Origin of the sequence: Nonomuraea sp. NPDC047529, from assembly GCF_040642995.1 — a bacterium.
Classification (GTDB): domain Bacteria; phylum Actinomycetota; class Actinomycetes; order Streptosporangiales; family Streptosporangiaceae; genus Nonomuraea.
In genome coordinates, this window is the sequence record NZ_JBEYTJ010000004.1 from 60,978 (window position 1) to 84,074 (window position 23,097).

Here is a 23,097-nt window from a genome sequence, read left to right on the forward strand (position 1 = left end):
CCCGACCCCTCTGTGGGGGCCGGGGCGGCGCCTCAGCTCTCGTGTGCCCCCCACTCCGCGCCCCGGCCGCGGGCCTCCTCGAACACCAGCCAGGTCCGGGTGGCCCGCACGCCCGGGATGTCCTGGATGCGTTCCAGCACCACGTGCCGCAGCGCCGCGTTGTCCGGCGTCCTGACCAGCACCAGGACGTCGTAGTCGCCGCCGACCATGGCGAAGTGCTCCACGTAGGGCGTCTCGCGCAGCCTGGCCGTGACCTGGCGCCAGGAGTTCTGCTCGATCGTCACCGACACGTACGCGCTGGTGCCCAGGCCCGCCCGGTGCGGCGCGAGCTCGGCGGTGAAGCCGGTGATCACGCCGTCGTCCATCAACCGGGTGAGCCGGGCGTAGACGTTGGCGCGCGAGACGTGCACGCGTTCGGCCAGCGTACGCATCGACATCCGGCCGTCGCGCAGCAACTCGGCGATGATCGCCCGGTCCACCGCGTCCAGGTTGGCGGCCGAACGTCCCGGCCAGCCGCCCTCGATGCCCTCGTTGGCCGACAATTGGCCCTCCTGAAGTCCTCTATGAATCCATTTGTCGCTCATCATGCCTGATGTCTTGAACGTATGGCTCCGGAAGCGGACGCTTTCCCTCACAAACGTCCAGAGAAAGTGAGCGTCGCCATGTCCGTGAGGAGGAGTCCGCGGACGGTCGAGGGCCTGCTGCCCTCACCCGAGCCGGTGCGCTTCGTCGCCGAGGACGGCACCGCCGTCGAGCCGCCCGCCGGGTACGCCGAGCCCACCGGCGAGCACCTGATGGAGGCGTACCGGCGGATGGTCCTGGGCCGCCGCTTCGACCGCCAGGCGACCGCGCTGACCAAGCAGGGCCGGCTGGCCGTCTACCCCTCCAGCCGCGGCCAGGAGGCCTGCCAGATCGCCGGCGTCCTCGCGCTGCGCGAGGACGACTGGCTGTTCCCCACCTACCGCGACTCGGTCGCGCTCGTCTCCCGCGGCCTCGACCCGGTCGAGGTGCTGACGCTGCTGCGCGGCGGCTGGCACTGCGGCTACGACCCCGCCGCCACCCGGGTGGCCCCCCAGTGCACGCCGCTGGCCACCCAGACGATCCACGCGGTCGGCATGGCCGACGCCCTGCGCCGCAAGGGCGAGGACGGCGTCGTCATGGCCTTCATCGGCGACGGCGGCACCAGCGAGGGCGACTTCCACGAGGCGCTCAACTACGCCGCGGTCCTGCGCGCCCCCGTCGTGTTCCTCGTCCAGAACAACAAGTACGCCATCTCGGTGCCGCTGGCCAAGCAGAGCGCGGCCCCGGCGCTGGCCTACAAGGGCATCGGCTACGGCATCCCCTCCGAGCAGGTGGACGGCAACGACCTCGTCGCCGTGCTGTCGGTCCTGGACGCCGCCGTCGCGCACGCCAGGACCGGCGGCGGCCCCTTCCTCGTCGAGGCGCACACCTACCGCATGGACCCCCACACCAACGCCGACGACCCCACCCGCTACCGGGAGAGCCAGGAGGTCGAGCAGTGGGAGTCGGCCGACCCGCTGGCCCGGCTGGAGACGTACCTGCGCGGGCGCGGCCTGCTCGGCGCCGAGGACGTCGCCGCCGCGCACAAGGCCGCCGAGGAGTACGCCGCCCGCCTCCGCGACGCGATGAACGCCGACCCCGAGGCCGACCCCTTCGAGCTGTTCGACCACGTCTTCGCCGAGCCGACGCCCCAGCTGAACGAGCAGCGGGCCCTGCTGGCGTCCGAGCTGACCGCGCGGGAGGACTGAGATGACCGCGACCACCCCCAACGCCTCCATGAGCATGGCCCAGGCGCTGAACGCCGCCCTCCGGGACGCCCTGCGCGAGGACGAGCGCGTCCTCGTCTTCGGCGAGGACGTCGGCCCGCTCGGCGGCGTCTTCCGCGTCACCGACGGGCTCACCAAGGAGTTCGGCGAGGAGCGGTGCTTCGACACGCCGCTGGCCGAGGCGGGGATCGTGGGCCTGGCCGTGGGCCTGGCCATGGGCGGTTTCCGTCCGGTGATCGAGATGCAGTTCGACGCCTTCGCCTACCCGGCCTTCGAGCAGATCGCCTCGCACGTGGCCAAACTGCGCAACCGCACCCGCGGGCGGCTGTCGCTGCCGATCGTGATCCGGATCCCGTACGCGGGGGGCATCGGCGGCGTCGAGCACCACTGCGACTCCAGCGAGGCGTACTACGCCCACACGCCGGGGCTGAAGGTCGTGACGCCCGCGACGGCCGACGACGCGTACTGGCTGCTGCGCGACGCCATCGCCGACCCCGACCCGGTGATCTTCATGGAGCCCAAGCGCCTGTACTGGTCGAAGGAGGAGACGTCCACCGCGGACCGGCGCGCCGCCGGGTTCGGCCGCGCGGCCGTCCGCCGCGAGGGACGCGACGCCACGCTCGTCGCCTACGGGCCCAGCGTGCCCGTGGCGCTCCAGGCCGCCGAGGCCGCGGCCCAGGACGGGCTCTCGCTGGAGGTGGTCGACCTGCGGACGATCGTCCCGTTCGACGACGAGACCGTGGTGGCCTCGGTGCGCAGGACCGGGCGCTGCGTGGTGATCCAGGAGGCGCAGGGGTTCGCCGGGGTGGGGGCGGAGATCGCCGCCCGCGTGCAGGAGCGGTGCTTCCACTCGCTGGCCGCTCCGGTGCTGCGCGTCACCGGGTTCGACATCCCGTACCCGCCGCCGATCCTGGAACACTCCCACCTGCCGGACGTGGACCGCGTCCTGGACGCCGTGGACCGGCTCCAGTTCGACGACGAGCCCGACCTCCTGCACCTCACCCGGGAGGCGTCATGACGGCGACCGCCGCGCGGCAGGTGTTCCGGCTGCCCGACCTCGGCGAGGGCCTGACGGAGGCCGAGATCGTCGAGTGGAAGGTGACCGTGGGGGACACGGTCGAGATCGACCAGATCGTGGTGGAGGTGGAGACGGCCAAGGCGGCGGTGGAGGTGCCGGTGCCGTACGCGGGGACCGTACTGCGGCTGCACGCCGAGGCGGGCGCGGTCGTGGCGGTGGGGGAGCCCCTCATCGAGGTCGGGGCCGGGTCGGACGGCCGTGCGGCCGGCCCGGCGGAGGACCCGGCGGCGGCGCGGTACCGGGAGGAGGAACGCGCCGGTTCGGGCAACGTCCTGATCGGCTACGGCACCACCGACACCCCGCCCAGGAGCCGCCGCCGCCCCCGCCCTGCCAAGCCCCTTCCCTCCGACCCCTCCACCCCGACCTCCAGGCCCGCACCCGTGCCCGCACCCGTGCCCGCGCCTGGGCCCGGGCCCGCTTCCGGGCGTGTCCCGGCGCCCGTGGTCGCGGCCGGGCCTTCGTCGTCGGGCGGGGCGGAGGGCGCGCCTCGGGTGATCTCGCCGCTGGTCCGCCGGATGGCTCGCGATCATGGTGTGGACCTCACCGCCGTCGTCCCCACCGGCCCCCACGGCGTGATCCTCCGCCGCGACGTCGAACAAGCCATCGCCGCCCCCATCCCCATCCCCACCCCCGCACCCGCCCCTGACACCCCGTCCGCCGGGGCCGCGACGGGGCTGGTGGCCGAGCGCATCCCGCTGCGCGGCCTGCGCCGTACGGTGGCCGACAAGCTCACCCGCAGCCGCACCGAGATCCCTGATGCCACCACCTGGGTGGACGTGGACGCCACCGACCTGATCACCGTCCGCGACACCCTGCGGCGGACCAGCCCGGACCTGGGCGTCGGCCTGCTGGCACTCCTGGCCCGCGCCTGCGTTGCCGGCCTGCTGCGCTTCCCCGAGCTGAACGCCTCGGTCGACACCGACCGGGCCGAGATAGTCCGCCATGGCCACATCAACCTGGGCTTCGCCGCCCAGACCGACCGCGGCCTCGTCGTGCCGGTGGTCCGCGACGCGCACCTCATGACCACCGCCGGCCTGGCCGCCGAACTGACCCGGCTGACCGGCCTGGCCCGCTCGGGCGGCCTGCCTCCGGCCGCGCTGACGGGAGGCACGTTCACCCTCAACAACTACGGCGTCTTCGGCGTGGACGGCTCCACCCCCATCATCAACCACCCGGAGGCGGCGCTCCTGGGGGTGGGCCGCGTCATCGACCGCCCCTGGGTGCACGACGGCGCGGTCGTGCCCCGCAAGATCACTCAGCTGTCCCTCACCTTCGACCACCGCGTCTGCGACGGCGGCGCGGCGGGCGGCTTCCTGCGCTTCGTCGCCGACTGCGTGGAGAACCCTGCCGTGCTGCTCGCCCACGTCTAGCGGCACGCTCCCCACACCGGCGAACGTCACCCGGTGGACCCGAGGGCGACGCCCCTCGGGCCCACCGAACCCCGGGCACCCGGCGAGGAGCGCGAGCTGTCGCCTGCCACGGCCCCGTCAGAGGCAACGCGGACGACGGCAACCTTGCTTGGTGTACGCGCCGGTACCGCGCCCTCTCAGAGGCCGGCATGGAGGAAGAGCCCGATGCCTGATCCCACCTCGACAGACCTGTGGTCCACGATCGGCGAGCTGGTGGCGTGGCTGGACCGTAACAACGGCCGGGACCCGCACGAACTCACGCTGCGTGTCATGAAGATCGGCGAGGAGTTCGGCGAGGGCGCTCGCCGCGCACTATGCAGGCGCCGACCGCGGATCGCTCCTCACCGCCGTGTCCAACGGCTGGCTTGCGCCTGCGTCTGCGCCTGGCTGTCACGCGCCAGGAGCCCGGTAAGCCACATTCATCCGCGTGGCTTCGTCGACCTCCTCCGCCGTCAGCAGGGCGACCGTTGTCGTCCGCACCGCCCCGGACGCCGACACCGCCAACCCCAACGCCGCCGACGCCGCATTGCTCGGCAGGTCGACGACCACGAACGTGTCCGTCTCGCCGAACGCGAAGTACATCTGCTCGACCCGCCCGCCCAGGCTTTCCACCAGGCGATCCACCGCTTGTCGGCGTCCGGTGCCACCGTCCCGCAGCACCCCGCGGAGACCCTCTGTGGTGTACGTGGACTGGATCAGATACTTGGGCATGGGCGAGTTCCTCTTCTCGTGCCGCCGCCCCGGTGCGAGGTGGCTGTCGCAGGTCACGAGGTCGGAATTCTCGGCCCGGGATGAAGGTAATCCCACCGGTGGTGCTGGGTTTTCCCTGCGGCCTCTCGACGCCGGCCGACGCCGCCGTCTAGGCCGAGACCGTCAGTGCCACGATCACCATCCCGAGCGTCAGGTCGAGTGCGGCGCAGAACTCGGCCATCGACCGGGCCACCACCTTGTTCCTGCGCCAGAGGACCACGTCCAGAACGGCATGCCCCACCAGGGCCGCGGCGACCAGGTAGCCCCCGACCGCAGGCGACAGGGACAGCGCGGCCACCGACACCGCCCCGAAGACCAGCATCGCCGGAACCTGCGCCGCGACGAGCGTCGGCCTCCTCACCAGCCCGTCCGTCAGGCCGACGACGGCGACGCACACCGCACCCCCGACCAGCCCCGGCCACGGCTCCACCGCGAGCAGCCGCAGCACCGCCACCGCCACCACGGACGCCCCGAACAACGGCCAGGCCACCCCCGGCCTGCCGGTCACCGCCGTGGCGAGGTAGACGAGCGCGGCGAGGAACACCACAAGGGCCGCGTCCCGCCCGTCCTCCAGCCCCAGGACGTTGAAGACCATGAAAGCCACGCCCAGCCCCGTGGGCCAGCGACGTGCCACGGCCATGAGCACCCGGCCGGTGGGGGAGCGCTCCTGCGAGCCGCCTTGCGCGGACGACATCTCAACCATGCCCCGACTCTCCCGCGCCACCTCCGCCCACCTTGTGGCCGAACACCCTGAACGTCCAGAATCCTGCGATCCCGGTCCACCCACCCCATGTTCACCGCCACCACGTGCGTGAAGCAGACGGCCCCGGGGTGACGGACGCCTGTGTGGGGGAGGCGGTCCGCCGTCAGGCCGGCGCGACCGACCGCAGCCAGACCGCCGCCGAGTACGGGCTGGTGAAGCGGAGCACGCGCAAGGGAGCGAAACGCGGATCACGGGTGCGCCGCCGGATCTCCGCCTGCCGCGCCGCGTGCTGCGACCAGGCCCACCACGCCGGATGATCACTCTGGAACCATCCGGCGACCGTCTCCCGATTGCCGTTGAAGACGGGTTCGCGCAGAACCGTCCTGCGCAGCGAACGCCGCAGGACCCGCGGCATGACGACCCGGCGCGGATAGTCCAGCCAGACGATGGTGTCGGCGCGTTCCCACAGCAGGTCGCGCACCTCCGGGTAGCCGAAGGAGTCGAAGATCCACGCCGGGGTCCCGGCGATCTCGGCGACCCGCTCCGGGAACGCCTCGTCCACGGCCCAACCTGGCCCGGCGAAGTACAGGCCGTCCATCTCGTGACAGGGCACGGCAAGCCGGTTGCTCAGTGCGCGCGCGAGCGTCGACTTGCCCGCCCCGCTGATGCCCGCCACCAGAATCCGCCGCATCCCCGGCAGGCTAGCGCAACCGTACCCGGCGAGCCCGCGACGCTGCCAGGCCATTCCAACGCCCCACGCCCCTGCTCAGCGACCAACCGGAAGCCCCGCCAAACAGACCCGACCCGCCCCTCACCGAGCGTCCCGACCGGACAGACTCCTCGGCGGAGAGGTGACGAGACAGCCTGCACGAGCAGTAACACGGGCTCCAGATCGCGCGTGACTTTGGCTGGACCATGGGCCGTGCGTGACACCGGCTGGACTACGGATCGTGCGGGACACCGGCTGGACCACGGGCCGTGCGTGACACCGGCCAGACGACAGAGCGTGCGTGGCACCGGCCAGACCACGGTCTGACAACCCGTGGTAGGACTTCGCCGCTCCAAGATCAGACCCTGGTCCGACGCGTTCCCGACCCCCGCGCCGCAATCATGACCGCATGCTGAAACCCCTCGCCACGATCCTGGCCGCCCTGCTGGCGATCACCGGCCAACCCGCCATGGCCACCGCCACCCCAAGCGCCGAGACCCGACCCGGCAGCGAGAACACGGTCCGTCCCTCCTCGGCCACCCGATCCGCCATGACGGCCGGTTCCTCATTGACCTGGCAGCCCTGCCCCAACGACAAGATCGGCATGGAGTGCGCCGACCTCCAGGTCCCGGTCGACTGGCGCAAGCCCGACGACCGCAAGATCACACTGAAGCTGGGCAGGCTGAAAGCGACCGGCACCTCCGAAGGGTCGGTCCTGGTCGCCTATGGCGGCCCAGGAGGCCCCGGCATCGCCACCACCGCAGCCGTCCCCGACTGGTGGGCCCGGCTGCGCGAGCGCATGGACATCGTCACCTGGGACACTCGCGGCTACGGCGAGCAGTTCGGCGGCCTGAGCACCGGCCTCGCGTGCGTCTGGACCCGCATCCCCATCCCGGAAGCCCCACGTGACGACGCCGGCTTCGGCCGACTGTCCGACACCAACCGCGGCTTCGCCGAGGCATGCCGCCACCAAGACCCCCAACTGTTCGCCAACATGAGCTCGGCCGACCAGGCCAGAGACATGGAGGCGATCAGAAAGGCCCTGGGCGGCGCGAAGCTCAACTACTACGGCGCCTCCTACGCGGGCTTCTACGGCCAGGACTACGCCCGCCTCTTCCCCGACCAGATCCGCACGATGGTCCTCGACGGCACCTGGAACCACAGTCCCGCCGACTGGTCGCGCGAACTGGAGGAGATGGCGAAATCCAATGAGCAGTCCATGCGGCGCTTCTTCACCTGGTGTGCCACCCATGACTGCCAAGACATACCCGGCCTCTGGCACAAGCTGACCGAACGAGCCCGCCGCAAGCCCATCGCCACCACGACGGTCAACATGGCCTACGACGCCCGCGACCTGCAGTCCCTCGCCGTCTTCATGGCCCGCCAAGGAGCCCCCGGCTGGCCCGCCCTGGCACGCGCGATCCGCAAGGCGGCCGGCCAGGGCGACGCCTCCGACTTCGTCCCAGCCCGCGGGGCCCGCTACCCCGACCAGACCACCCCCGTCACCGAATGCCTCGACTGGCCGCGCCCCACGACCCTCAAGGAACTGGCCGGCACCGACGCCCGCCTCCGCAAGATCGCTCCTCTCACCGGCACCGCCAACACTCTGGCCTCGGCGACCCTCACCTGCATCGGCTGGCCCGTCCCGGTCACCAACCCACCCGCTCCCCTCCCGAAGGGCGTGCCTCCCGTCCTGGGAGCAGGCGCCTGGGGCGAGTCGGACGCGGTCGAACGTGCCCTGGCCGACGTCCCCGGCAGCTCCACCATCCGCCACGACGGCCCGGGTCACACCCTCTACGGCTTCAACCCCTGCGCCCGCGACCTGATGAACCGCTACTTCACCGACCTGACTCTGCCACCGCCGAACACCCAATGCTGACCACCTCGACCCCTCCGGCAGCCAGCCATCCGGGCGAACGGGAACGTCCTCGTCCCACGCTTGCGCCAGAGCCGTTCGGCTCCCGAGCACGAGAAGCCGGAGCACGAGAGGAAGAACCCAGTCGTGCTGGGCTAGTACGCCAGGTGCAGTCGGCGATCTTCAACTCGGCCGGATGGGGCTCTGCGGCGCCCGGTGGAACTCGATGCTCACGAATCGGCCGTCGGCGAAGCCGAGGCGCGCACCGTCGCAGTGCGCTAACGGCGTCCCCCAGGAGTCATGTGAAGCGTCCGGAAAGCACGCCGCCAACGCCAGCTCGATCGCCCCTCCATGCCCGACCAGGAGCGCCGAGCAGCCGTCAGCGACGTCGCGGACCGTGTCCACCCAGATCGCTCGGTGGGTCCCGGCCACGGTCGCCGCCTCCCGACCCTCCCGGATGATCTCCGCGAGACGCCGGTAGGGCTCGGTCCAGCCCCATTGCGCGTGCCGAGCGATTTCTCCCGGCACATAGCCTGACGGCATCTCCATGGTGTCGTCGACGGCGAAACCCATCGCAACAGCGGTCTCGACGGCCCGAGGAGACGAACTGGTGACCACACGCTCGTAGGGGCCGACTCCGGAGCCGACGAAGCGGGTGAGGGCCATCCCGTCAGCCGACAGGTGTGACCCACGGCCACGTGCCGCGCCCTTCTTGGTCAAGCTGTGTCGGCCCACGTCGAGCCAGCGCACTTGGCGTCCTCCTGCAACGGTGTTCCGATGGGCAAGGGCAGAGACGCGTACGGCCACCGCGATGATCGAGTGGTGTGCCGACAACCAAAGATCACGTGGTGGCCGCAGGCCGAAGCGTAGCCGTGCCCGTCCGAGCAAACGGCGGTGAAGATCCACCAGCGAAGGGCGTAGGGGAGATGGTGAGGGGCGGCTGTCACGCCGAGCTCAGCCCGGCCCCGGCGTGCCGACCAGGGGTGGACTCTGGCTGCCGCCGAAGTCGCACAAGGAGGCGCCGACCTCGTGCGGCCACGGTCTTGACTGGGCGGGTCAGATCGACTAGACCACAGGAAGCCCGGCGATCATCACGCAGTGGAGGACACGATGTCCGGCAGAGCGTTGGTACGACTCGCGGCCCGCGCCGCGTTATCCGCAGTCACGACGGGCGCGCTGGTCGCGGCCGCCGCCATGCCGGCCGCCGCGACGGCCCTGGACCGGCCGCCGCGGACGACCAAGGGGCCGTGCGCGTACACCGAGACCCCCGACGACCCGGCCGTGCGCAAGGTGCCGCTGCCGCCGGACCCTCGCCGCACCCCCGACCGTCCGGTCTCGGCGGTGCTCAGGACCAACCACGGCGACATCGGGCTCACCCTCGACCCGGCCAAGGCGCCGTGCACCGTGCAGAGCTTCGTGCACCTGATCCGTCACCGCTTCTACGACGTCACCTCCTGCCACCGGCTCACCGCGTACGACCGGCTGAAGGTGCTGCAGTGCGGCGACCCCAGCTTCACCGGCGAGGGCGGGCCGGGCTACCGCTACAAGGACGAGCTGCCGACCGACCTGCCGCCGTGGCCCGGCGACACGACCGGGGTGCGCAAGACGTACGCGCGGGGCGTGCTGGCCATGGCCAACGCCGGGCCCGACACCAACGGCAGCCAGTTCTTCCTGGTCTACGGTGACTCGGGTCTGGCGCCCAACTACACGGTCTTCGGCACGGTCGACGCCGCCGGGCTCGCCGCGCTCGACCGCATCGCCGCCGGCGGCATCCAGCCGGAGCCCGACGGGCCCACGCCGCCCGTCGACGGCAAGCCCGTCCTGCCGGTCGACATCCGGGACGCCAAGGTCTGCCGCAGGTAGGCGCCACTCTTGCCCCCGTCCCACCCGCCGGTGGAACGGGGGCGGGTTCAGCCGGGGGTGTCGGCGCCGCGCCGCGCCTGCCAGGGCAGGCGGTTCTCCAGCTCGATCTCCAGCGAGAAGCTGAGGAAGGTCCGTACGAGCACGATGAGCGCGAGCACGCCGACGCTCACGAACGTCGGCGCCACCGCCACGGTACGGATGATGTCCCCGGCCACCAGGAATTCGAGCCCCAGCAGGATCGCCCGCCCGAGGCCCTGCCGGTAGGCGCGGTAGACGTCGTTCGGGGACCGTCCCTCGCGCAGTCGCAGGACGAAGGACACGGTGGCGGCCAGCGCACCCAGCACGATGATCGCCACGCCCGCGAGATCGACAGCCTGGCCGATCGCCTCCACGATCCGCGCGAAGTTCATGACCACCCTCTTTGCCCCGCCTTCCGCAAGGATCGGCGGCCTCCGCCCGGCCCGCCTCCCCGACACGCCGCACCAGCCAGGCTCTTTGCCGGGGCCACCCGGCGGGATCTCGACGGCGGCCCCGGACGAGGGTCAGGACTCCTGTCCGCCGGTGGGGAGGGAGTCGAGCCACTGGGCCAGGCGGGCGCCCTGACGGGTCATGATCTCGGGATCGCGCAGGGCGTTGGCCAGCAGCGACATCCCCTGGTACGCGCCGACGAAGGTGAGCGCGAGATCGTCGGCGTCGGGCAGGCCGAGGGCCCGGAACTGGCGTTCCGACCAGTCGAGGAGCAGCCGCATGACCCGGCCCGCCTCGACGTCGAGGCCGCCCTCGGCGCGTTTGTCCAGTTCTGCGGCGAGGGTGCCGGTGGGGCAGCCGTACCGGGCGGCGACGTCGCGCCGGCTCACCCAGGCGTCCACCATGGCCTTGAGCCGGGCGCGCGGGTCGGGTAGCCGGTCGAGTTCGTCGGTGAGCTCGGCCAGGTGCCCGGCGTGCTCGGACAGCGCGGCCAGGATCAGTTCGTCCTTGGTCTTGAAGTAGTAGTACACGTTCCCCACGGGCACGCCGGCGGCCTCGGCGATGTCGGCGATGGTCGTCCGCTCGACGCCCTGCTCGTGCAGGACGCGGGCGGCGGCGGCCATCAGCCTGCGCCGCTTGTCGGCCCCCCGGGACCGGGTCCTCGTTGAGTCAGTCACCCAACTCACTATACGTCCGAGACGGCTGTGACGAGCGCTCATCCGTCCGGACGACACCGGGCGCGGTTGTGGCGGCTGGGCCACATCGTGCTCACCTCGCGCGATTGGAGGAGCGAGGACGCCGCCGAGGGGTAGGAGCGGCCGATGTCCGATGTCGCCGAGCTCTGGATTCTCCCTCATGACAGAGTTAGCGATCAATGTCCAACGTCTGCCGGGCTGCCACGTCGTGCACCTCGACGGCGAGCTGGACCGCGTGACCCGGATGCCCCTGGCCCGTACGCTCGCCGCACTCCTCGAAGCGGACCGTCCGAAGGTCGTGATCGACGTCACCGACCTGGCCTTCTGTGACTCGTGCGGCCTCTGGGCCCTGCTCGTCGGCCAGCGGCAGGCCGAGCGGCGCGGCGGCACGGTCCGGCTGGTCGGGGTGCACGGGCCGCTGGCGCGCCTGCTGGACATCACCCGGCTGTCACGCCTGTACCCGCCGGACGACGGCCCGGCCGAGGCCGCGACCTGGACCAGGCCGCGCGGCTGGCCGTCCTGAGGCCGCGGGAACGCGTGCCCCCAGGACGGCCCGCGGACGCCCGCGGGGGCGCGCCCTCCTAGGACTCCTAGGACGGAGGCGAGGGTGCCGGGTCGGGGCCGTGGGGATGGGACTCGCCGACCACCTCGTAAAGCTGATCGTCGGGCCCCAGGCGCCAGCCGAGCAGCGCCAGCAGTTCGCGCACCGTGGGCGAGGCGTTCTGGAGCACGAGCCGTCGCGGCGGCGGCAGGCCGGTGGCCGCGCTCATGATCAGCCGCAGCCCGCCGGCGTCGATGAAGGTAAGCTCGGACAGGTCCAGATGGAGGTCGGTCTCGCCGATGCGTAACGCCCACGCCAGCGCTCGGGCCAGCGCGGATCGTCCATGGTGGTCGATCTCGCCGCGCACGCGCAGGCCGAAGGGGTGCACCATGGGCAGCACATCAGCAGGGCCGCCGGTTTGGTCGGTCATCGAAATCACACCTATTTGCGGTCGTCTCAGGGCAGAGCCGAGCCGCGCCACGTCCTCGATCACGGGAGGGTACGGGCGCCCCTGACAGATCGCCGAAAACAAGATCGCCCGGCGCGCCGCGCGTCCACACAGCGTCGGCACATCGGGCAGAGGGAGAAGCAGATGTCGGGCGATCAACCCTTTCCGCCAGGCACCGGCCAGGTCACCGCGGCGCGGGCCGCCGGTGAGCTGGACGGGGGCGCAGCCAGCGCGCCCGGCTCGGCTCGTTTACTCGGTCATCTCACTCTCTGCCCTCGATCGAGCGCCTTACGCCGTCGCCACCCCCGCACGCGGTAGGGGCGGGCCATGCACGCCCCCTTCCACCTGCGGTGCACCATCACCAACAATCTCGCGCTCATCCGTGACCTGGTCCGCGTCTACGCCCGCCACGCGGGGCTGTCCGGCGCGCGGCTCGACCACCTGGTGCTCGCCGTCAACGAGGCCGCCGCGAACGTCCTGGAGCACGGCGGCGGGCGCGGCACGGTGACGGCCTACACCGACGCCGCCGTCCTCACGGTCGACGTCTGCGACACCGCCGGGCGTCTTCGGGCCGTGCATCTGGCCGACGCCCGCCTCACGCGTCCCACGGGCACGGGACGGCAGCTCGGCCTGTGGCTGATCCACCGGCTGTGCGACGAGGTCGGCATCGACCATCCGCAAGGAGGCAGCAGGCTGCGGCTGCGCATGCGCCTGCCCCTCGCCACCCATCTGCGCCCCTGGCAGGGCGGCGACTCCTCACCTGCGGCCAGCTAGGCACGACGACCCGCCCCGACGGCGGTGAGCCGGCGGTGAGTACGCGGTGAGCCGCCCCCGCCACTGTTGACCTGTCTCCGCGACCGCGGAGCACAGGCCACACACGTGGGGAGCGAACAATGGGCATGCTGACGGGCAGGACGGCGCTGGTGACGGGCGGCTCTCGGGGCATCGGCCGGGCGGTGGCGCTGCGGCTGGCCGCCGAGGGCGCGCTGGTGGCCGTGCACTACGGCGGCGACGACGAGGCGGCCAAGCAGACCGTGGCCCTGATCGAGGACGCCGGCGGCCAGGCGTTCACCGTCCGCGCCCGCTTCGGCGCCGAGGGTGTCGAGGGGGTGGTGGACAGGCTGTTCGAGGGCCTGACCGCCGAGCTGGGCGGACGCGGCCTGGACATCCTCGTCAACAACGCGGGCATCGCCTCGACGGCCCCGATCGCCCACCTGACCCCGGAGGAGTTCGAGCGGGTGATGACCATCAACGTCACCACCCCGTTCTTCGTGATCCAGCGCGCCCTGCCGCTGCTCAACGACGGCGGACGCATCATCAACATGGGTTCGACGGCCAGCCGGATCGCCGTCGTCACCCAGCTCGGCTACACGATCAGCAAGGCGGCGCTGGAGGCGATGGCCCCGACGCTCGCCAACGAGCTGGGCAGGCGCGGCATCACCGTGAACACGGTCGCCCCCGGCGCCGTACGGACCGACATGACGGCGGGCTACACCTCCATCCCCGAGGTGGTGGCCGGGCTGGAGTCCATCACCGCGCTCGGCCGGCTCGGCGAGCCCGAGGACGTCGCCGACGTGGTCGGGTTCCTGGCCGGCCCCGCGGCGCGGTGGGTGACCGGTCAGACCATCGACGTCTCGGGCGGGACCTACCTCGGCCCGCTCGCCTGAGCAAGCGCCGGAACACTTTGCTCATCCCTTATGGTGAGTAAATATTTCCGGACATAGAGCTTGCATAGCCTGATTTCATGGGAGATACCCCCCACCAGCCGCCACCTCCCGACCCGCCGCACGGCAACGGCGCCGATGGCGGAGACGGTGAAGGCGGCGGCAGCAGCGACGGTGGTGGTGACGGTGGCGGCCTGATCCGCGACGCGCACCAGGACAGGCTGCTGCTCGGCGCGGCCATCAGCACGCAGGCGCACGTGTGCGTGCTCTTCGCCCTGGCCGAGGACGGGCGCCTGCTGATGATGGAGGCCGAGTCGGGGCTCCCCGAGCCCTTCTCGCGCTCGTGGGTCCTGATCAGATCCACCGACCAGTCGCCGATCGCGCTGGCGGTGCGGCAGCGGCGGCTGGTGTGGGTGCCCGACCGGGAGTCCATGGCCCGCGAGTTCCCGCTCGTGGCGCTGGCCTTCCCGTACGGGTTCGCGCTGGCCGCCGCGCCCCTGGTCGACCGCGACGGCGAGGTGCGGGGGGCCATGATGCTGCTCTGGCCGCCCGCCCCGGCGGGCCGGCCCACCCGGCGGCACCTCGACGTCCTGACCGCCACCTGCGCCGACCTGGCCGAGATCGTCCCACGCGGGGACCGGCCGGTGCCGCCGGGGCACCAGCCGCGCGTGCTGACCAGGGAGCCGCCCGGCGGCGACGACCTCCTGCTGACCTGCCTCAACCGGCTGCCCGAGGGCTACTGCATGCTCGACGTCGAGGGCCGGCTCGTCCTGCTCACCGCCCCCGCCGAGGAGCTGCTGCAGGCCGAGGCCGGCGAGCTGATCGGCAAGCGGCCCTGGGACGCCCTGACCTGGCTGGACGACCCGGCCTACGAGGACCGCTACCGCGCCGCGGTGGTCAGCCAGGAGGTCACCTACTTCACCACCCGCAACCCGGGCGGCCAGTGGCTGGCCTTCCACCTCTATCCGGGCCTGGCCGGCGTCACCGTGCGCGTCACGCCGAGCACGATGGCCCGCGACCCGCGTCCCGTCATGCCCGACCAGCTCGCCGCCGCCGACCGGCCGCCGCGCCTGGTCGCGCTGCACGAGATGCTGCACCTGGCCACCACCCTGGCGCGGGCCGTCACCGCCCAGGAGGTGATCAACCTGGTCGCCGACCACGTGATGCCCGCCTACCACGTGCAGGCCCTGGCCATCCTCACGTCAAGGGGCGGGCGCACGCACGTGGCCGCCTCCCGCGGATACAGCGAGCAGGCGGTCGAGGAGTACGAGGGACGGCCCATCGGGCAGCTCGCGCCCGATCACCCCCTCGCCGCCGGGGCGCCGGCCTTCTTCGGCACCTGGGCCGAGCTGCGCGCGACGTACCCGGACGCGATCAGGTCGGACGACCTGTCGGCCTGGGCGTTCCTGCCGCTGACCGTCGGCGGGCGTACGGCCGGCATGTGCATCCTGGCCTACGACCGTCCCCACCGGTTCACCACCGACGAGCGGGCCAGCCTGACGGCCCTCGGGGGGCTCATCGCCCAGGCGTTCGAGCGTGCCCGCCTCTACGACGTCAAGCACCAGTTCGCGCAGTCCCTGCAGGCGAGCCTGCTGCCGCGCACCCTGCCCGGCGTCCCCGGGCTGGAGGTGGTCGCCCGCTATCTGCCCGCCACGCCCGGCATGGACATCGGCGGCGACTTCTACGACCTCATCCGGCTGGAGGAGAGGGTGGCCGCCGCCGTCATCGGGGACGTCCAGGGGCACGACGTCACCGCCGCCGCGCTGATGGGCCAGGTGCGTACCGCCATCCACGCCCACGCGACGGCGGGCGCCAACCCCGGCGAGGTGCTCGCGCACACCAACCGCCTGCTCAACGAGCTGGCCCCCGACCGGTTCACGAGCTGCCTCTACATCAGCATCGACCTGGGCCGGGGGACGGCCTGCGTGGCCGGCGCGGGCCACCTGCCGGCGCTGCTGCGCCGGCCCGGGGAGCCCGCCCAGGTGGTGGAGACCGCCCCCGGGGTGCTGCTCGGCATCGACCCCGGCGCCGAGTACGCCACCACCCAGCTCGACCTGCCGCCCGGCTCGGTGCTGGCCCTCTACACCGACGGGCTCGTCGAGGTGCCCGGACGCGACCTCGGCGAGGCCATCGGCGGCCTGGCCGCAGGGTTCGCCCCGTCGCCGGACCAGCCGCTCACCGACGTGGCCGAGACCATGATCGGAACGGCGGCGTCCGTCGGCCACCGCGCCGACGACATCGCCATGATGCTGCTGCGCATCGGCCGCCCCTGACGCCGGCCCCTGACGCCGGCCCCTGACGCTGGCCCCGGTCAGGCGCGCCACTCCGGGGTGCGTTCCTGCCGGGCCTGAGCCAGGGCCTCCCTGACGCCTTCGGCGTCCTTGTCGGTGGTGTAGACGGGGCTGCCCGGCTGCTGCCGCCACGACTCGTCGAGCCCGCCGGCGTCGACCGGGTCGAAGCCGAGCGCGTCCACCAGGGCCATCACGATCCTCTTGCCGCGCTCGTCGTCGGCGGCCACGGGCAGGGCGATGCGTCCGGGGCTGCCGGAGGGGCGGCCGCCGTGGCCCAGGTGGTCGGCGTAGATGTTGTTGAACGCCTTCACCACCGGATGGCCGAGCTGCTGCTCGACCCAGCGGCTCTCCGGCATCCCGGCCTCGATCTCGTCGATCCTGCCGTCGCGCTGGGGGTAGTAGTTGCCGGTGTCCACGACGGTCAGGCCGCCGGTGACGTCGCCGAACAGGTCGTCGGGCAGCTCGGGCACCTTGCCCTGGGGGATCGTGACCACGACCACGTCGGCTCCCCGGGGCGCCTCCTCGACGGTCACCGGTGTGGCGCCGGTCTCGGCGGCCAGGTCGGCCAGGGTCTGCGGGCCGCGCGAGTTGGCCACCGCCACCTCGTGTCCCAGCTCGGTCAGGCGCCGGGTGAGCGTGCCGCCGATGTTCCCCGCGCCGATGATGCCGATCTTCATGCCCTGCCCCCGGATTGTCCGCCAGCTACTGTTCGCCAGGGTATCGTCACCTGCTGTTATCGCTGGTCAGAGGCCCGGTCGGCGCGCCGGAGCGCCCGGCGACCGGATTGCGGGCGGTAATTCCATCGGCGCCGTTGACATCAAGTGGTCAGCGGTACGCAACTTCCTGGTCGTTCCGCGGCGGAATCCGCGCACGGTGAACCCGCACACTGGATGCCATAGGCAGGCAAACGGACGTTGGAGGGCCGAATGGGAAATTCAGCATTACGATCCGTCTCGCGCGACGCCGAGCGGCGTGAATTCGTCAATCACGCGGGCGGGAATCGTCCGCATATCCAGCTGATATCCGACGAGCCCGGCATCCGGGGGTTGTTCCGCTACCGGCCCGAGGCGGCCGGACCGCTGACCCTGCTCTCCGAGGTGCTGCTGTGCGGGGAGAGCCCGTTGACCCGCGGCGAGCGCGAGCTGATCGCCGCGTACGTGTCGTCGCTGAACCGGTGCCGGTTCTGCTTCCACACCCATGCGGCCTTCGCCGCCGTGCGCGCGCCGGACGGCATGACGCTGGTCGACGAGACGTGCGCCGATCCGGCGGCGGCCCCCCTTTCCGGCAAGCTCAAGGCCCTGCTGGCCATCGCCGGCGCGGTCCAGCGGAGCGGGCGGGAGGTCGGCGACGAGCACGTGCGCGCGGCCCGCGAGGAGGGTGCCACGGACCTGGAGATCCACGACACGGTGCTGATCGCGGCGGCCTTCTGCATGTACAACCGGTACGTGGACGGCCTGGCCACGCTGGCCACCGACGACCCCGGCCACTACGCCGAAAGAGCCCACCTGACCAGCGGATACGTGAAGGTGTGGAACGACGAGTCGCTGGCGGAGGCACTGGACGAGGCCGGCTGAGCGGCCCCGTCCGGCGCCGTCGGGCGTCGTGCGGTCAGCCGAAGAACTCGTCCACCGAATAGGGGTCGAGCGGGAAGCTCCAGCGCTCGCTGATCTTCCCGTCGGTGATCCTGAACAACTGCATGCCGCGGTCGTTCAGCGAACGGCCTTCGCGCTCGCCGCGGATGCGCAGGACCGCGGCGACCTGGTCGCCGCCGACGAGATAGGACTCCGGCTCCAGGCGCAACGTGCCGGTGGTGGACTGCAGCAGCTCGGCCAGGTAGCCGAGCACGGCTTCCTTGCCGGAGTAGTCGCGGGCCATCGGGCCGCGACCGGGGACATGGAAGATCACGTCGTCGGCGAGCAGCCGGCGAAGGTCCTCCAGGTCGCCCTTGGCAATGGCGTCGTAGGTATTGCTGGCAACGGTGATGTGGGGATGCTCATCCATGACGACCGCCCAGTCACAAACGGGGTTTAGGTGGCGTCCGTGACATTACGCGCGTCAGTTGCAGGAGACAAGAAGGAGGCGGATTAAAGGAGATCTTGCGCAATTTGCAGGAGTGTGCAGACTAGGAGAAAACCGCATCGCTGGGAGCTTGCATGCCCCATATCGCCCTCGATTCCGACGAGCCAGGGATCCGCGGACTTTTCCAGTTCAGCCCGGAGACGGCCGCACCGATGAACGCGCTGGCCGAGGTCCTCCTGCGGGGCGACAGCACGCTGAGCCGCGGCGAACGGGAACTGATCGCGGCCTACGTGTCGGGGCTCAACGAGTGCCGGTTCTGCACGGCCTCGCACGCCGCGTTCGCCGCCGCCCAGCTCCCCGAAGGGATGACCCTGGTCGACCAGGTCCGCGCCGACCCCGACACGGCCCCCGTCCCGCCCAAGCTCCGCGCCCTGCTCGCCATCGCCGCCGCCGTGCAGCAGAGCGGCAGGGACGTCACCGACAAGCTGGTGGCCGCGGCCAGGGCCGAAGGGGCCACCGACAAGGAACTGCACCACACCGTGCTGATCGCGGCCGCGTTCTGCATGTTCAACCGGTACGTCGACGGCCTGGGCACGCACGCCCCCGACGACCCCGCCGGCTACGACCTGGCCGCACAGCGCATCCTCGAACACGGCTACACGACCGTCCCACCGGCGGCGGGACAGCAGGGCTGATGACCGAGGAACACCACCGGTTCGTGATCATCGGCGCGGGACCCGGCGGGCTGCAGCTCAGCTACTTCCTGCAGCGCGCCGGGGCCGACTACCTCACCCTGGAACGCGAGGACGCGCCCGGCGGCTTCTTCCGCCGCTACCCGCGCCACCGGCGGCTCATCTCGCTGAACAAGGTGCACACCGGCGAGAAGGAGCGGGAGATCCAGCTCCGCTGGGACTGGAACTCCCTGCTCAACGACGAGCCCGACCTGATGTTCCCGCAGTACTCCCAGGAGTACTTCCCGCACGCCGACGACCTGGTCCGCTACCTGGCCGACTTCCAGCGCGTCCACGGGCTGCGGGTGCGGTACTCGACGGCCGTCGAGCGCGTGGAGAAGGACGGCGAGGGCTTCGTCGTCCGCGCCGGCGGGCAGGTCGTCCGCGCCGACTGCCTGATCGTCGCGACCGGCTGGGGTGGCCCTCACATCCCCGACATCCCGGGCATCGAGCTGGCCACCGGCTACGAGGACGTCCCCGTCGACGGCGAGGAGTTCGCCGACCGGCGCGTCCTGGTCATCGGCAAGGGCAACTCGGCCTTCGAGACCGCCCAGGCGCTGCTCCCGCATGCCGCGGTCATCCACCTGGCCAGCCCGAGCCCCGTACGGCTGGCCTGGACGAGCAAGCACCCCGGCCACGTCCGCGGCCAGTACGGCGCCTTCCTGGACAGCTACTGGTTCAAGACCCTGCACGGCGTGCTGGAGTGCACCGTGGACCGCCTCTGGCGCGAGGGCGGCGCGATCAGGGCCGCGATCACGTACACGCTGGCCGACGGCGAGCAGGCGCTGCTCGACTACGACGCCGTCCTGCGCTGCACCGGCTTCACCATGGACACCGGCCTGTTCGGCGACTCCTGCCGTCCCGCGCTGACGCCCAACGGCCGGATGCCCGCGATCCGTCCCGACTTCCAGTCGGCCGACGTCGAGGGCCTGTACTTCGCCGGCACCCTCATGCAGGCCCGCGACTTCAAACGGGCCTCCTCCGCGTTCATCGACGGCTTCCGCTACAACCTGCGCTCCCTGACCGCCCTGCTCCTCGAACGCTACGAGGGCAGGCCGCTGCCGGTCCGCGAGCTGCCCGCCGACGCCGGCGCGCTGACCACGTCGATGCTCGACCGGGTCAACCACAGCTCGGCGCTGTGGACCCAGTTCGAGTACCTGTCCGACGCGTACGTGCTGGGCCCCGGCGGCGTCGTGCGCCACTACGAGGAGCTGCCGGAGGACTACGCCCGCGAACGCTTCGCCGCCGACGAGCTGTGCCTCACGCTGACCCTGCGCTGGGGGCCGCGCGACCGCGCCGACGTGTTCGCCATCCAGCGCCACCCCACCCCCGAGCGGGCCGACGAGTGCGCCTTCCTGCATCCCGTCGTCCGGGCCTGGCGGCACGGCGAGCCGGTCGCCGAGCAGCACCTCCTGGAGGACCTCCAGGCCCGCTGGCGCGACCCGGCCCGCCACGCCGAGCCCCTGCGCGCGTTCCTGGCCGCCCGGCTCCAGCCGTAGGCCGCCCGGCCTCAGGCGTCGGGGGAGAAGCGGGTCACGAGATCGTCGACCACGTCGGCGAGCGCCCCGCGCCGGGCGTGCGCGGCCCGCTGGCGGTCGGCGCCGCCCCCGCCCTCGCGCAGCGACCGCCATCCCCGCGCGGCCGCCTCCAGGTCGCCGGCGGCCGCCAGCGCGGGCCCGACGTGCTCCAGCAGCCCCTCCACCAGCTCGGCGACCGGCCGCGCCGCCCCCGTGAACGGATCGACGCCGGCCCCGCCGAGCCCGTCCCTGGCGGCCCGCCAGTAGGCCACGCGCAGCAGCTCGCCGGGCACCTCGGGGCCCGGGTCGCCGTCCTCCACCTTGCGCAGCGACACCGTGACCAGCGCCCGCACCACCAGCGCGAGGAACACCGACTCCGCCGTGGAGGCGGGCACGTCGGCCACCCGCACCTCCACCGTGGGCAGCCGGGCCGACGGGCGCACGTCCCAGAAGAGCGTCCCGGGGTCGACCAGGGCGCCGCTGTCGGTCAGCGCCGCGACCGTGCGCTCGAAGTGCTCCAGCGACCCGAAGTACGGCGGCGGCCCGGCCACCGGCCACTTGCCCCAGGCCAGCACCCGCCAGCCCGCGTAACCGGTGTCGCGACCGGCCCAGAAGGGCGAGTTGGCCATGAGCGCGAGCAGCACCGGCAGCCACGGCCGCACGTGGTTGCAGACCAGCACGGCCTGCTCCCGGTCCGGCACGTGGATGTGCACGTGACCGGCGCAGATGGCCTGCTCGTCGTGCAGGGCGCGGTAGTTGTCGATGCCGACGCCGTACCGGGGGTGCTCGGTGATCGGCGGCGGGACGACGTCGCCGATCACCGGTGTGCCGGAGGCGACCACGGCCAGGCCCTCGGCGCGCGCGGCGGCGGCCACGACCTCGCGCATCCGCCGCAGCTCGCCGTCCAGCTCGGTCCGGCTCGCGCAGGGCGCCGTCTTGGCCTCCACCTGGAACTGCGTGATCTCCGTGCAGACCCGGTCGCCCAGACCGGCCGCGGCGCGCTCGACGACGGCCGCCGCCCCCGGCGCCACCGCTCGGGTGGCCGGATCGACGACCAGGTACTCCTCCTCGACGCCCATCAGCCGGGCGGTCGCGCCGCCGGAGGCCTGCCGTAACGACTCGGCGGTAGCCGTCATGTCCACTCCACTCCACTACTGCACTCGACTGCGGGGACGCTGCGTCCGATCTTGCCCTGCCGGGCCCGGCAGGAGGGCCGAATGGCGCACTCGCTCCGGGGGAATGGCTCTCCTGGCCGCACTACCCCCGCATCGAGAGGAGGGCCCGCCCGTGACCGCGACCATGTCCGTGGAGGAGGCCGGGCACGTGTTCGCCACGCCCGCCGCGTACGCCGACGAGACCCGGCTGCACGAGGCCCTGGCACTGCTGCGCCGCGAGTCGCCCGTGCACCGCGTGGAGGTGCCCGGCTACAACCCCTTCTGGGCCGTCACCCGGCACGCGGACCTGCTGGAGATCGAGCGGAACCAGGCCCTGTGGCTGAGCGCCCCGCGTCCCGTGCTGAGAAGCGCGGAGATCGACGCGCGCCTGGCCGAGCAGCGGGCGCGCGGCACCGGCCTCAAGACGCTCGTCCACATGGACGAGCCCGAGCACCGCGTCGTGCGGGCCGTCGCCGCCGACTGGTTCAGGCCCAGGGCCATGCGCTCCCTGGAGGTGCGCGTGCGCGACCTGGCCCGCCGCTACGTCGACCGCATGACCGCCCACGGCGGCTCCTGCGACTTCGCCCGGCAGGTCGCCGTGCACTACCCGCTCTACGTCATCCTGTCGCTGCTGGGCCTGCCCGAGTCCGACTTCCCGCGCATGCTGCGGCTCACCCAGGAGCTGTTCGGCCAGGACGACAGCGACAACCGGCGCGGCGGCACCGCCCAGGACCACACCGCCGTGCTGGCCGACCTGCTGGCCTACTTCCGCGAACTGACCGCCGCCCGCCGGGCCAGGCCCACCGGCGACCTCGCCTCGGAGATCGCCAACGCCCGCGTGGACGGCCGCCCGCTGAGCGACCTCGACGCCGCCTCCTACTACGTGATCATCGCCACCGCCGGGCACGACACCACCAGCTCCACCATCGCCGGCGGCCTGGAGGCGCTCATCCGGCACCCCGGCGAGCTGCGGCGGCTGCGCCGCGACCCCGGGCTGCTGCCGCTGGCGGCCGAGGAGATGATCCGGTGGGTGAGCCCGGTGAAGGAGTTCATGCGCACCGCCGCCGCCGACACGGACGTGCGCGGCACGCCGGTCAGGCGGGGCGAGTCGGTGCTGCTCTCGTACCCGTCGGCCAACCGGGACGAGGACGTGTTCGCCGAGCCGTTCCGGTTCGACGCCGGCCGCGACCCCAACCGGCACCTGGCCTTCGGCTCCGGCGTGCACTTCTGCCTCGGGGCCGCGCTCGCCCGCATGGAGATCCGGGCCCTGTTCGCCGAGCTGCTGCCGCGGCTGGAGAGCGTCGAGTTCGACGGCGAGCCCGCCTGGGTGGCCACCACGTTCGTGGGCGGGCTCAAGCACCTGCCGATCCGCTACACGCTGCGCGAACGGCCGGGCGGCCGGTGAGCGCGGCGGC

Annotated in this window: 24 protein-coding genes; 13 read left to right on the forward strand and 11 right to left on the reverse strand. The window is 72.3% G+C overall.

What is annotated here, in order from left to right; all coding sequences use genetic code 11:
* Positions 1-32 precede the first annotated feature (32 nt).
* Positions 33-542: an Lrp/AsnC family transcriptional regulator gene (locus ABZ815_RS08810; RefSeq protein WP_357695552.1), complete on the reverse strand. Its 510-nt coding sequence runs from the start codon at positions 540-542 to the stop codon at positions 33-35.
* 120 nt (positions 543-662) lie between these two features.
* Between ABZ815_RS08810 and pdhA the strand changes: the two genes are divergently transcribed.
* From pdhA to ABZ815_RS08825, 3 genes are read left to right on the forward strand one after another with little or no spacing between them, the layout of a single operon-like run.
* The gene (gene pdhA, locus ABZ815_RS08815; protein ID WP_357695554.1) at positions 663-1,769 is read left to right on the forward strand and encodes a pyruvate dehydrogenase (acetyl-transferring) E1 component subunit alpha; all 1,107 of its coding nucleotides are present in this window, start codon (positions 663-665) and stop codon (positions 1,767-1,769) included.
* A 1-nt stretch (position 1,770) separates the two neighbouring features.
* Positions 1,771-2,805 (forward strand): alpha-ketoacid dehydrogenase subunit beta, encoded by a 1,035-nt coding sequence (locus ABZ815_RS08820; RefSeq protein WP_357695556.1) that lies wholly within the window; start codon positions 1,771-1,773, stop codon positions 2,803-2,805.
* Complete coding sequence (locus tag ABZ815_RS08825) at positions 2,802-4,235, forward strand: dihydrolipoamide acetyltransferase family protein (RefSeq protein WP_357695558.1); 1,434 nt, start codon at positions 2,802-2,804, stop codon at positions 4,233-4,235. Before ABZ815_RS08820 ends, ABZ815_RS08825 begins: the two co-directional genes overlap by 4 nt.
* 429 nt (positions 4,236-4,664) lie before the next feature.
* On the opposite strand, the gene ABZ815_RS08830 is transcribed toward ABZ815_RS08825, so the two are convergent.
* The 3 genes from ABZ815_RS08830 to ABZ815_RS08840 form a co-directional block, all read right to left on the reverse strand.
* Positions 4,665-4,985, reverse strand: a complete 321-nt coding sequence (locus tag ABZ815_RS08830) for a GYD domain-containing protein (protein ID WP_357695560.1) — start codon at positions 4,983-4,985, stop codon at positions 4,665-4,667.
* 148 nt (positions 4,986-5,133) lie between these two features.
* Positions 5,134-5,727, reverse strand: coding sequence for a hypothetical protein (locus tag ABZ815_RS08835; protein ID WP_357695562.1), 594 nt, complete (start codon positions 5,725-5,727; stop codon positions 5,134-5,136).
* Between the two features lie 163 nt (positions 5,728-5,890).
* On the reverse strand, positions 5,891-6,418 hold the full coding sequence (locus ABZ815_RS08840) for a hypothetical protein (protein WP_357695564.1): 528 nt from the start codon (positions 6,416-6,418) through the stop codon (positions 5,891-5,893).
* A 427-nt stretch (positions 6,419-6,845) separates the two neighbouring features.
* Between ABZ815_RS08840 and ABZ815_RS08845 the strand changes: the two genes are divergently transcribed.
* Positions 6,846-8,315, forward strand: a complete 1,470-nt coding sequence (locus tag ABZ815_RS08845; RefSeq protein WP_357695566.1) for an alpha/beta fold hydrolase — start codon at positions 6,846-6,848, stop codon at positions 8,313-8,315.
* A gap of 159 nt (positions 8,316-8,474) precedes the next feature.
* On the opposite strand, the gene ABZ815_RS08850 is transcribed toward ABZ815_RS08845, so the two are convergent.
* A complete protein-coding gene (locus ABZ815_RS08850; RefSeq protein WP_357695568.1) occupies positions 8,475-9,041 on the reverse strand; it encodes a hypothetical protein in 567 nt (188 codons plus the stop codon).
* A gap of 360 nt (positions 9,042-9,401) precedes the next feature.
* On the opposite strand from ABZ815_RS08850, the gene ABZ815_RS08855 reads away from it, so the two are divergent.
* The gene (locus tag ABZ815_RS08855) at positions 9,402-10,154 is read left to right on the forward strand and encodes a peptidylprolyl isomerase (protein WP_357695570.1); all 753 of its coding nucleotides are present in this window, start codon (positions 9,402-9,404) and stop codon (positions 10,152-10,154) included.
* A gap of 47 nt (positions 10,155-10,201) precedes the next feature.
* On the opposite strand, the gene ABZ815_RS08860 is transcribed toward ABZ815_RS08855, so the two are convergent.
* Positions 10,202-10,564: a DUF1622 domain-containing protein gene (locus ABZ815_RS08860; protein ID WP_357695572.1), complete on the reverse strand. Its 363-nt coding sequence runs from the start codon at positions 10,562-10,564 to the stop codon at positions 10,202-10,204.
* 132 nt (positions 10,565-10,696) lie between these two features.
* Positions 10,697-11,299 (reverse strand): TetR/AcrR family transcriptional regulator, encoded by a 603-nt coding sequence (locus tag ABZ815_RS08865; RefSeq protein WP_357695575.1) that lies wholly within the window; start codon positions 11,297-11,299, stop codon positions 10,697-10,699.
* 178 nt (positions 11,300-11,477) lie between these two features.
* Here ABZ815_RS08865 and ABZ815_RS08870 point away from each other — a divergent pair, with 178 nt between their 5' ends.
* Positions 11,478-11,840: an STAS domain-containing protein gene (locus ABZ815_RS08870; RefSeq protein ID WP_357695577.1), complete on the forward strand. Its 363-nt coding sequence runs from the start codon at positions 11,478-11,480 to the stop codon at positions 11,838-11,840.
* A gap of 67 nt (positions 11,841-11,907) precedes the next feature.
* Here the strand turns inward: ABZ815_RS08870 and ABZ815_RS08875 are convergent, their stop codons facing one another.
* On the reverse strand, positions 11,908-12,288 hold the full coding sequence (locus ABZ815_RS08875; protein WP_357695579.1) for an STAS domain-containing protein: 381 nt from the start codon (positions 12,286-12,288) through the stop codon (positions 11,908-11,910).
* Positions 12,289-12,633: 345 nt separating this feature from the next.
* On the opposite strand from ABZ815_RS08875, the gene ABZ815_RS08880 reads away from it, so the two are divergent.
* From ABZ815_RS08880 to ABZ815_RS08890, 3 genes are all read left to right on the forward strand, one after another.
* On the forward strand, positions 12,634-13,080 hold the full coding sequence (locus ABZ815_RS08880; protein WP_357695581.1) for an ATP-binding protein: 447 nt from the start codon (positions 12,634-12,636) through the stop codon (positions 13,078-13,080).
* Between the two features lie 119 nt (positions 13,081-13,199).
* On the forward strand, positions 13,200-13,973 hold the full coding sequence (locus ABZ815_RS08885; protein ID WP_357695584.1) for an SDR family oxidoreductase: 774 nt from the start codon (positions 13,200-13,202) through the stop codon (positions 13,971-13,973).
* A 77-nt stretch (positions 13,974-14,050) separates the two neighbouring features.
* On the forward strand, positions 14,051-16,243 hold the full coding sequence (locus tag ABZ815_RS08890; protein WP_357695586.1) for a SpoIIE family protein phosphatase: 2,193 nt from the start codon (positions 14,051-14,053) through the stop codon (positions 16,241-16,243).
* A gap of 38 nt (positions 16,244-16,281) precedes the next feature.
* On the opposite strand, the gene ABZ815_RS08895 is transcribed toward ABZ815_RS08890, so the two are convergent.
* On the reverse strand, positions 16,282-16,998 hold the full coding sequence (locus ABZ815_RS08895; protein ID WP_357696072.1) for an NAD(P)-binding domain-containing protein: 717 nt from the start codon (positions 16,996-16,998) through the stop codon (positions 16,282-16,284).
* Positions 16,999-17,307: 309 nt separating this feature from the next.
* Here ABZ815_RS08895 and ABZ815_RS08900 point away from each other — a divergent pair, with 309 nt between their 5' ends.
* Positions 17,308-17,835, forward strand: coding sequence for a carboxymuconolactone decarboxylase family protein (locus ABZ815_RS08900; RefSeq protein WP_357695588.1), 528 nt, complete (start codon positions 17,308-17,310; stop codon positions 17,833-17,835).
* A 34-nt stretch (positions 17,836-17,869) separates the two neighbouring features.
* On the opposite strand, the gene ABZ815_RS08905 is transcribed toward ABZ815_RS08900, so the two are convergent.
* Positions 17,870-18,262, reverse strand: coding sequence for a nuclear transport factor 2 family protein (locus ABZ815_RS08905; protein WP_357695590.1), 393 nt, complete (start codon positions 18,260-18,262; stop codon positions 17,870-17,872).
* 152 nt (positions 18,263-18,414) lie between these two features.
* Here ABZ815_RS08905 and ABZ815_RS08910 point away from each other — a divergent pair, with 152 nt between their 5' ends.
* Together ABZ815_RS08910 and ABZ815_RS08915 are read left to right on the forward strand one after the other, a co-directional pair.
* Entirely contained in the window at positions 18,415-18,975 is a 561-nt protein-coding gene (locus tag ABZ815_RS08910; protein WP_357695592.1) for a carboxymuconolactone decarboxylase family protein, read from the forward strand.
* Positions 18,975-20,510: an NAD(P)-binding domain-containing protein gene (locus ABZ815_RS08915; RefSeq protein ID WP_357695594.1), complete on the forward strand. Its 1,536-nt coding sequence runs from the start codon at positions 18,975-18,977 to the stop codon at positions 20,508-20,510. Before ABZ815_RS08910 ends, ABZ815_RS08915 begins: the two co-directional genes overlap by 1 nt.
* Positions 20,511-20,521: 11 nt before the next feature.
* Here ABZ815_RS08915 and ABZ815_RS08920 read toward each other — a convergent pair whose 3' ends face one another.
* Positions 20,522-21,664, reverse strand: coding sequence for a glutamate--cysteine ligase (locus ABZ815_RS08920; protein WP_357695596.1), 1,143 nt, complete (start codon positions 21,662-21,664; stop codon positions 20,522-20,524).
* A 151-nt stretch (positions 21,665-21,815) separates the two neighbouring features.
* On the opposite strand from ABZ815_RS08920, the gene ABZ815_RS08925 reads away from it, so the two are divergent.
* The gene (locus tag ABZ815_RS08925) at positions 21,816-23,087 is read left to right on the forward strand and encodes a cytochrome P450 (protein ID WP_357695599.1); all 1,272 of its coding nucleotides are present in this window, start codon (positions 21,816-21,818) and stop codon (positions 23,085-23,087) included.
* Positions 23,088-23,097: the final 10 nt, after the last annotated feature.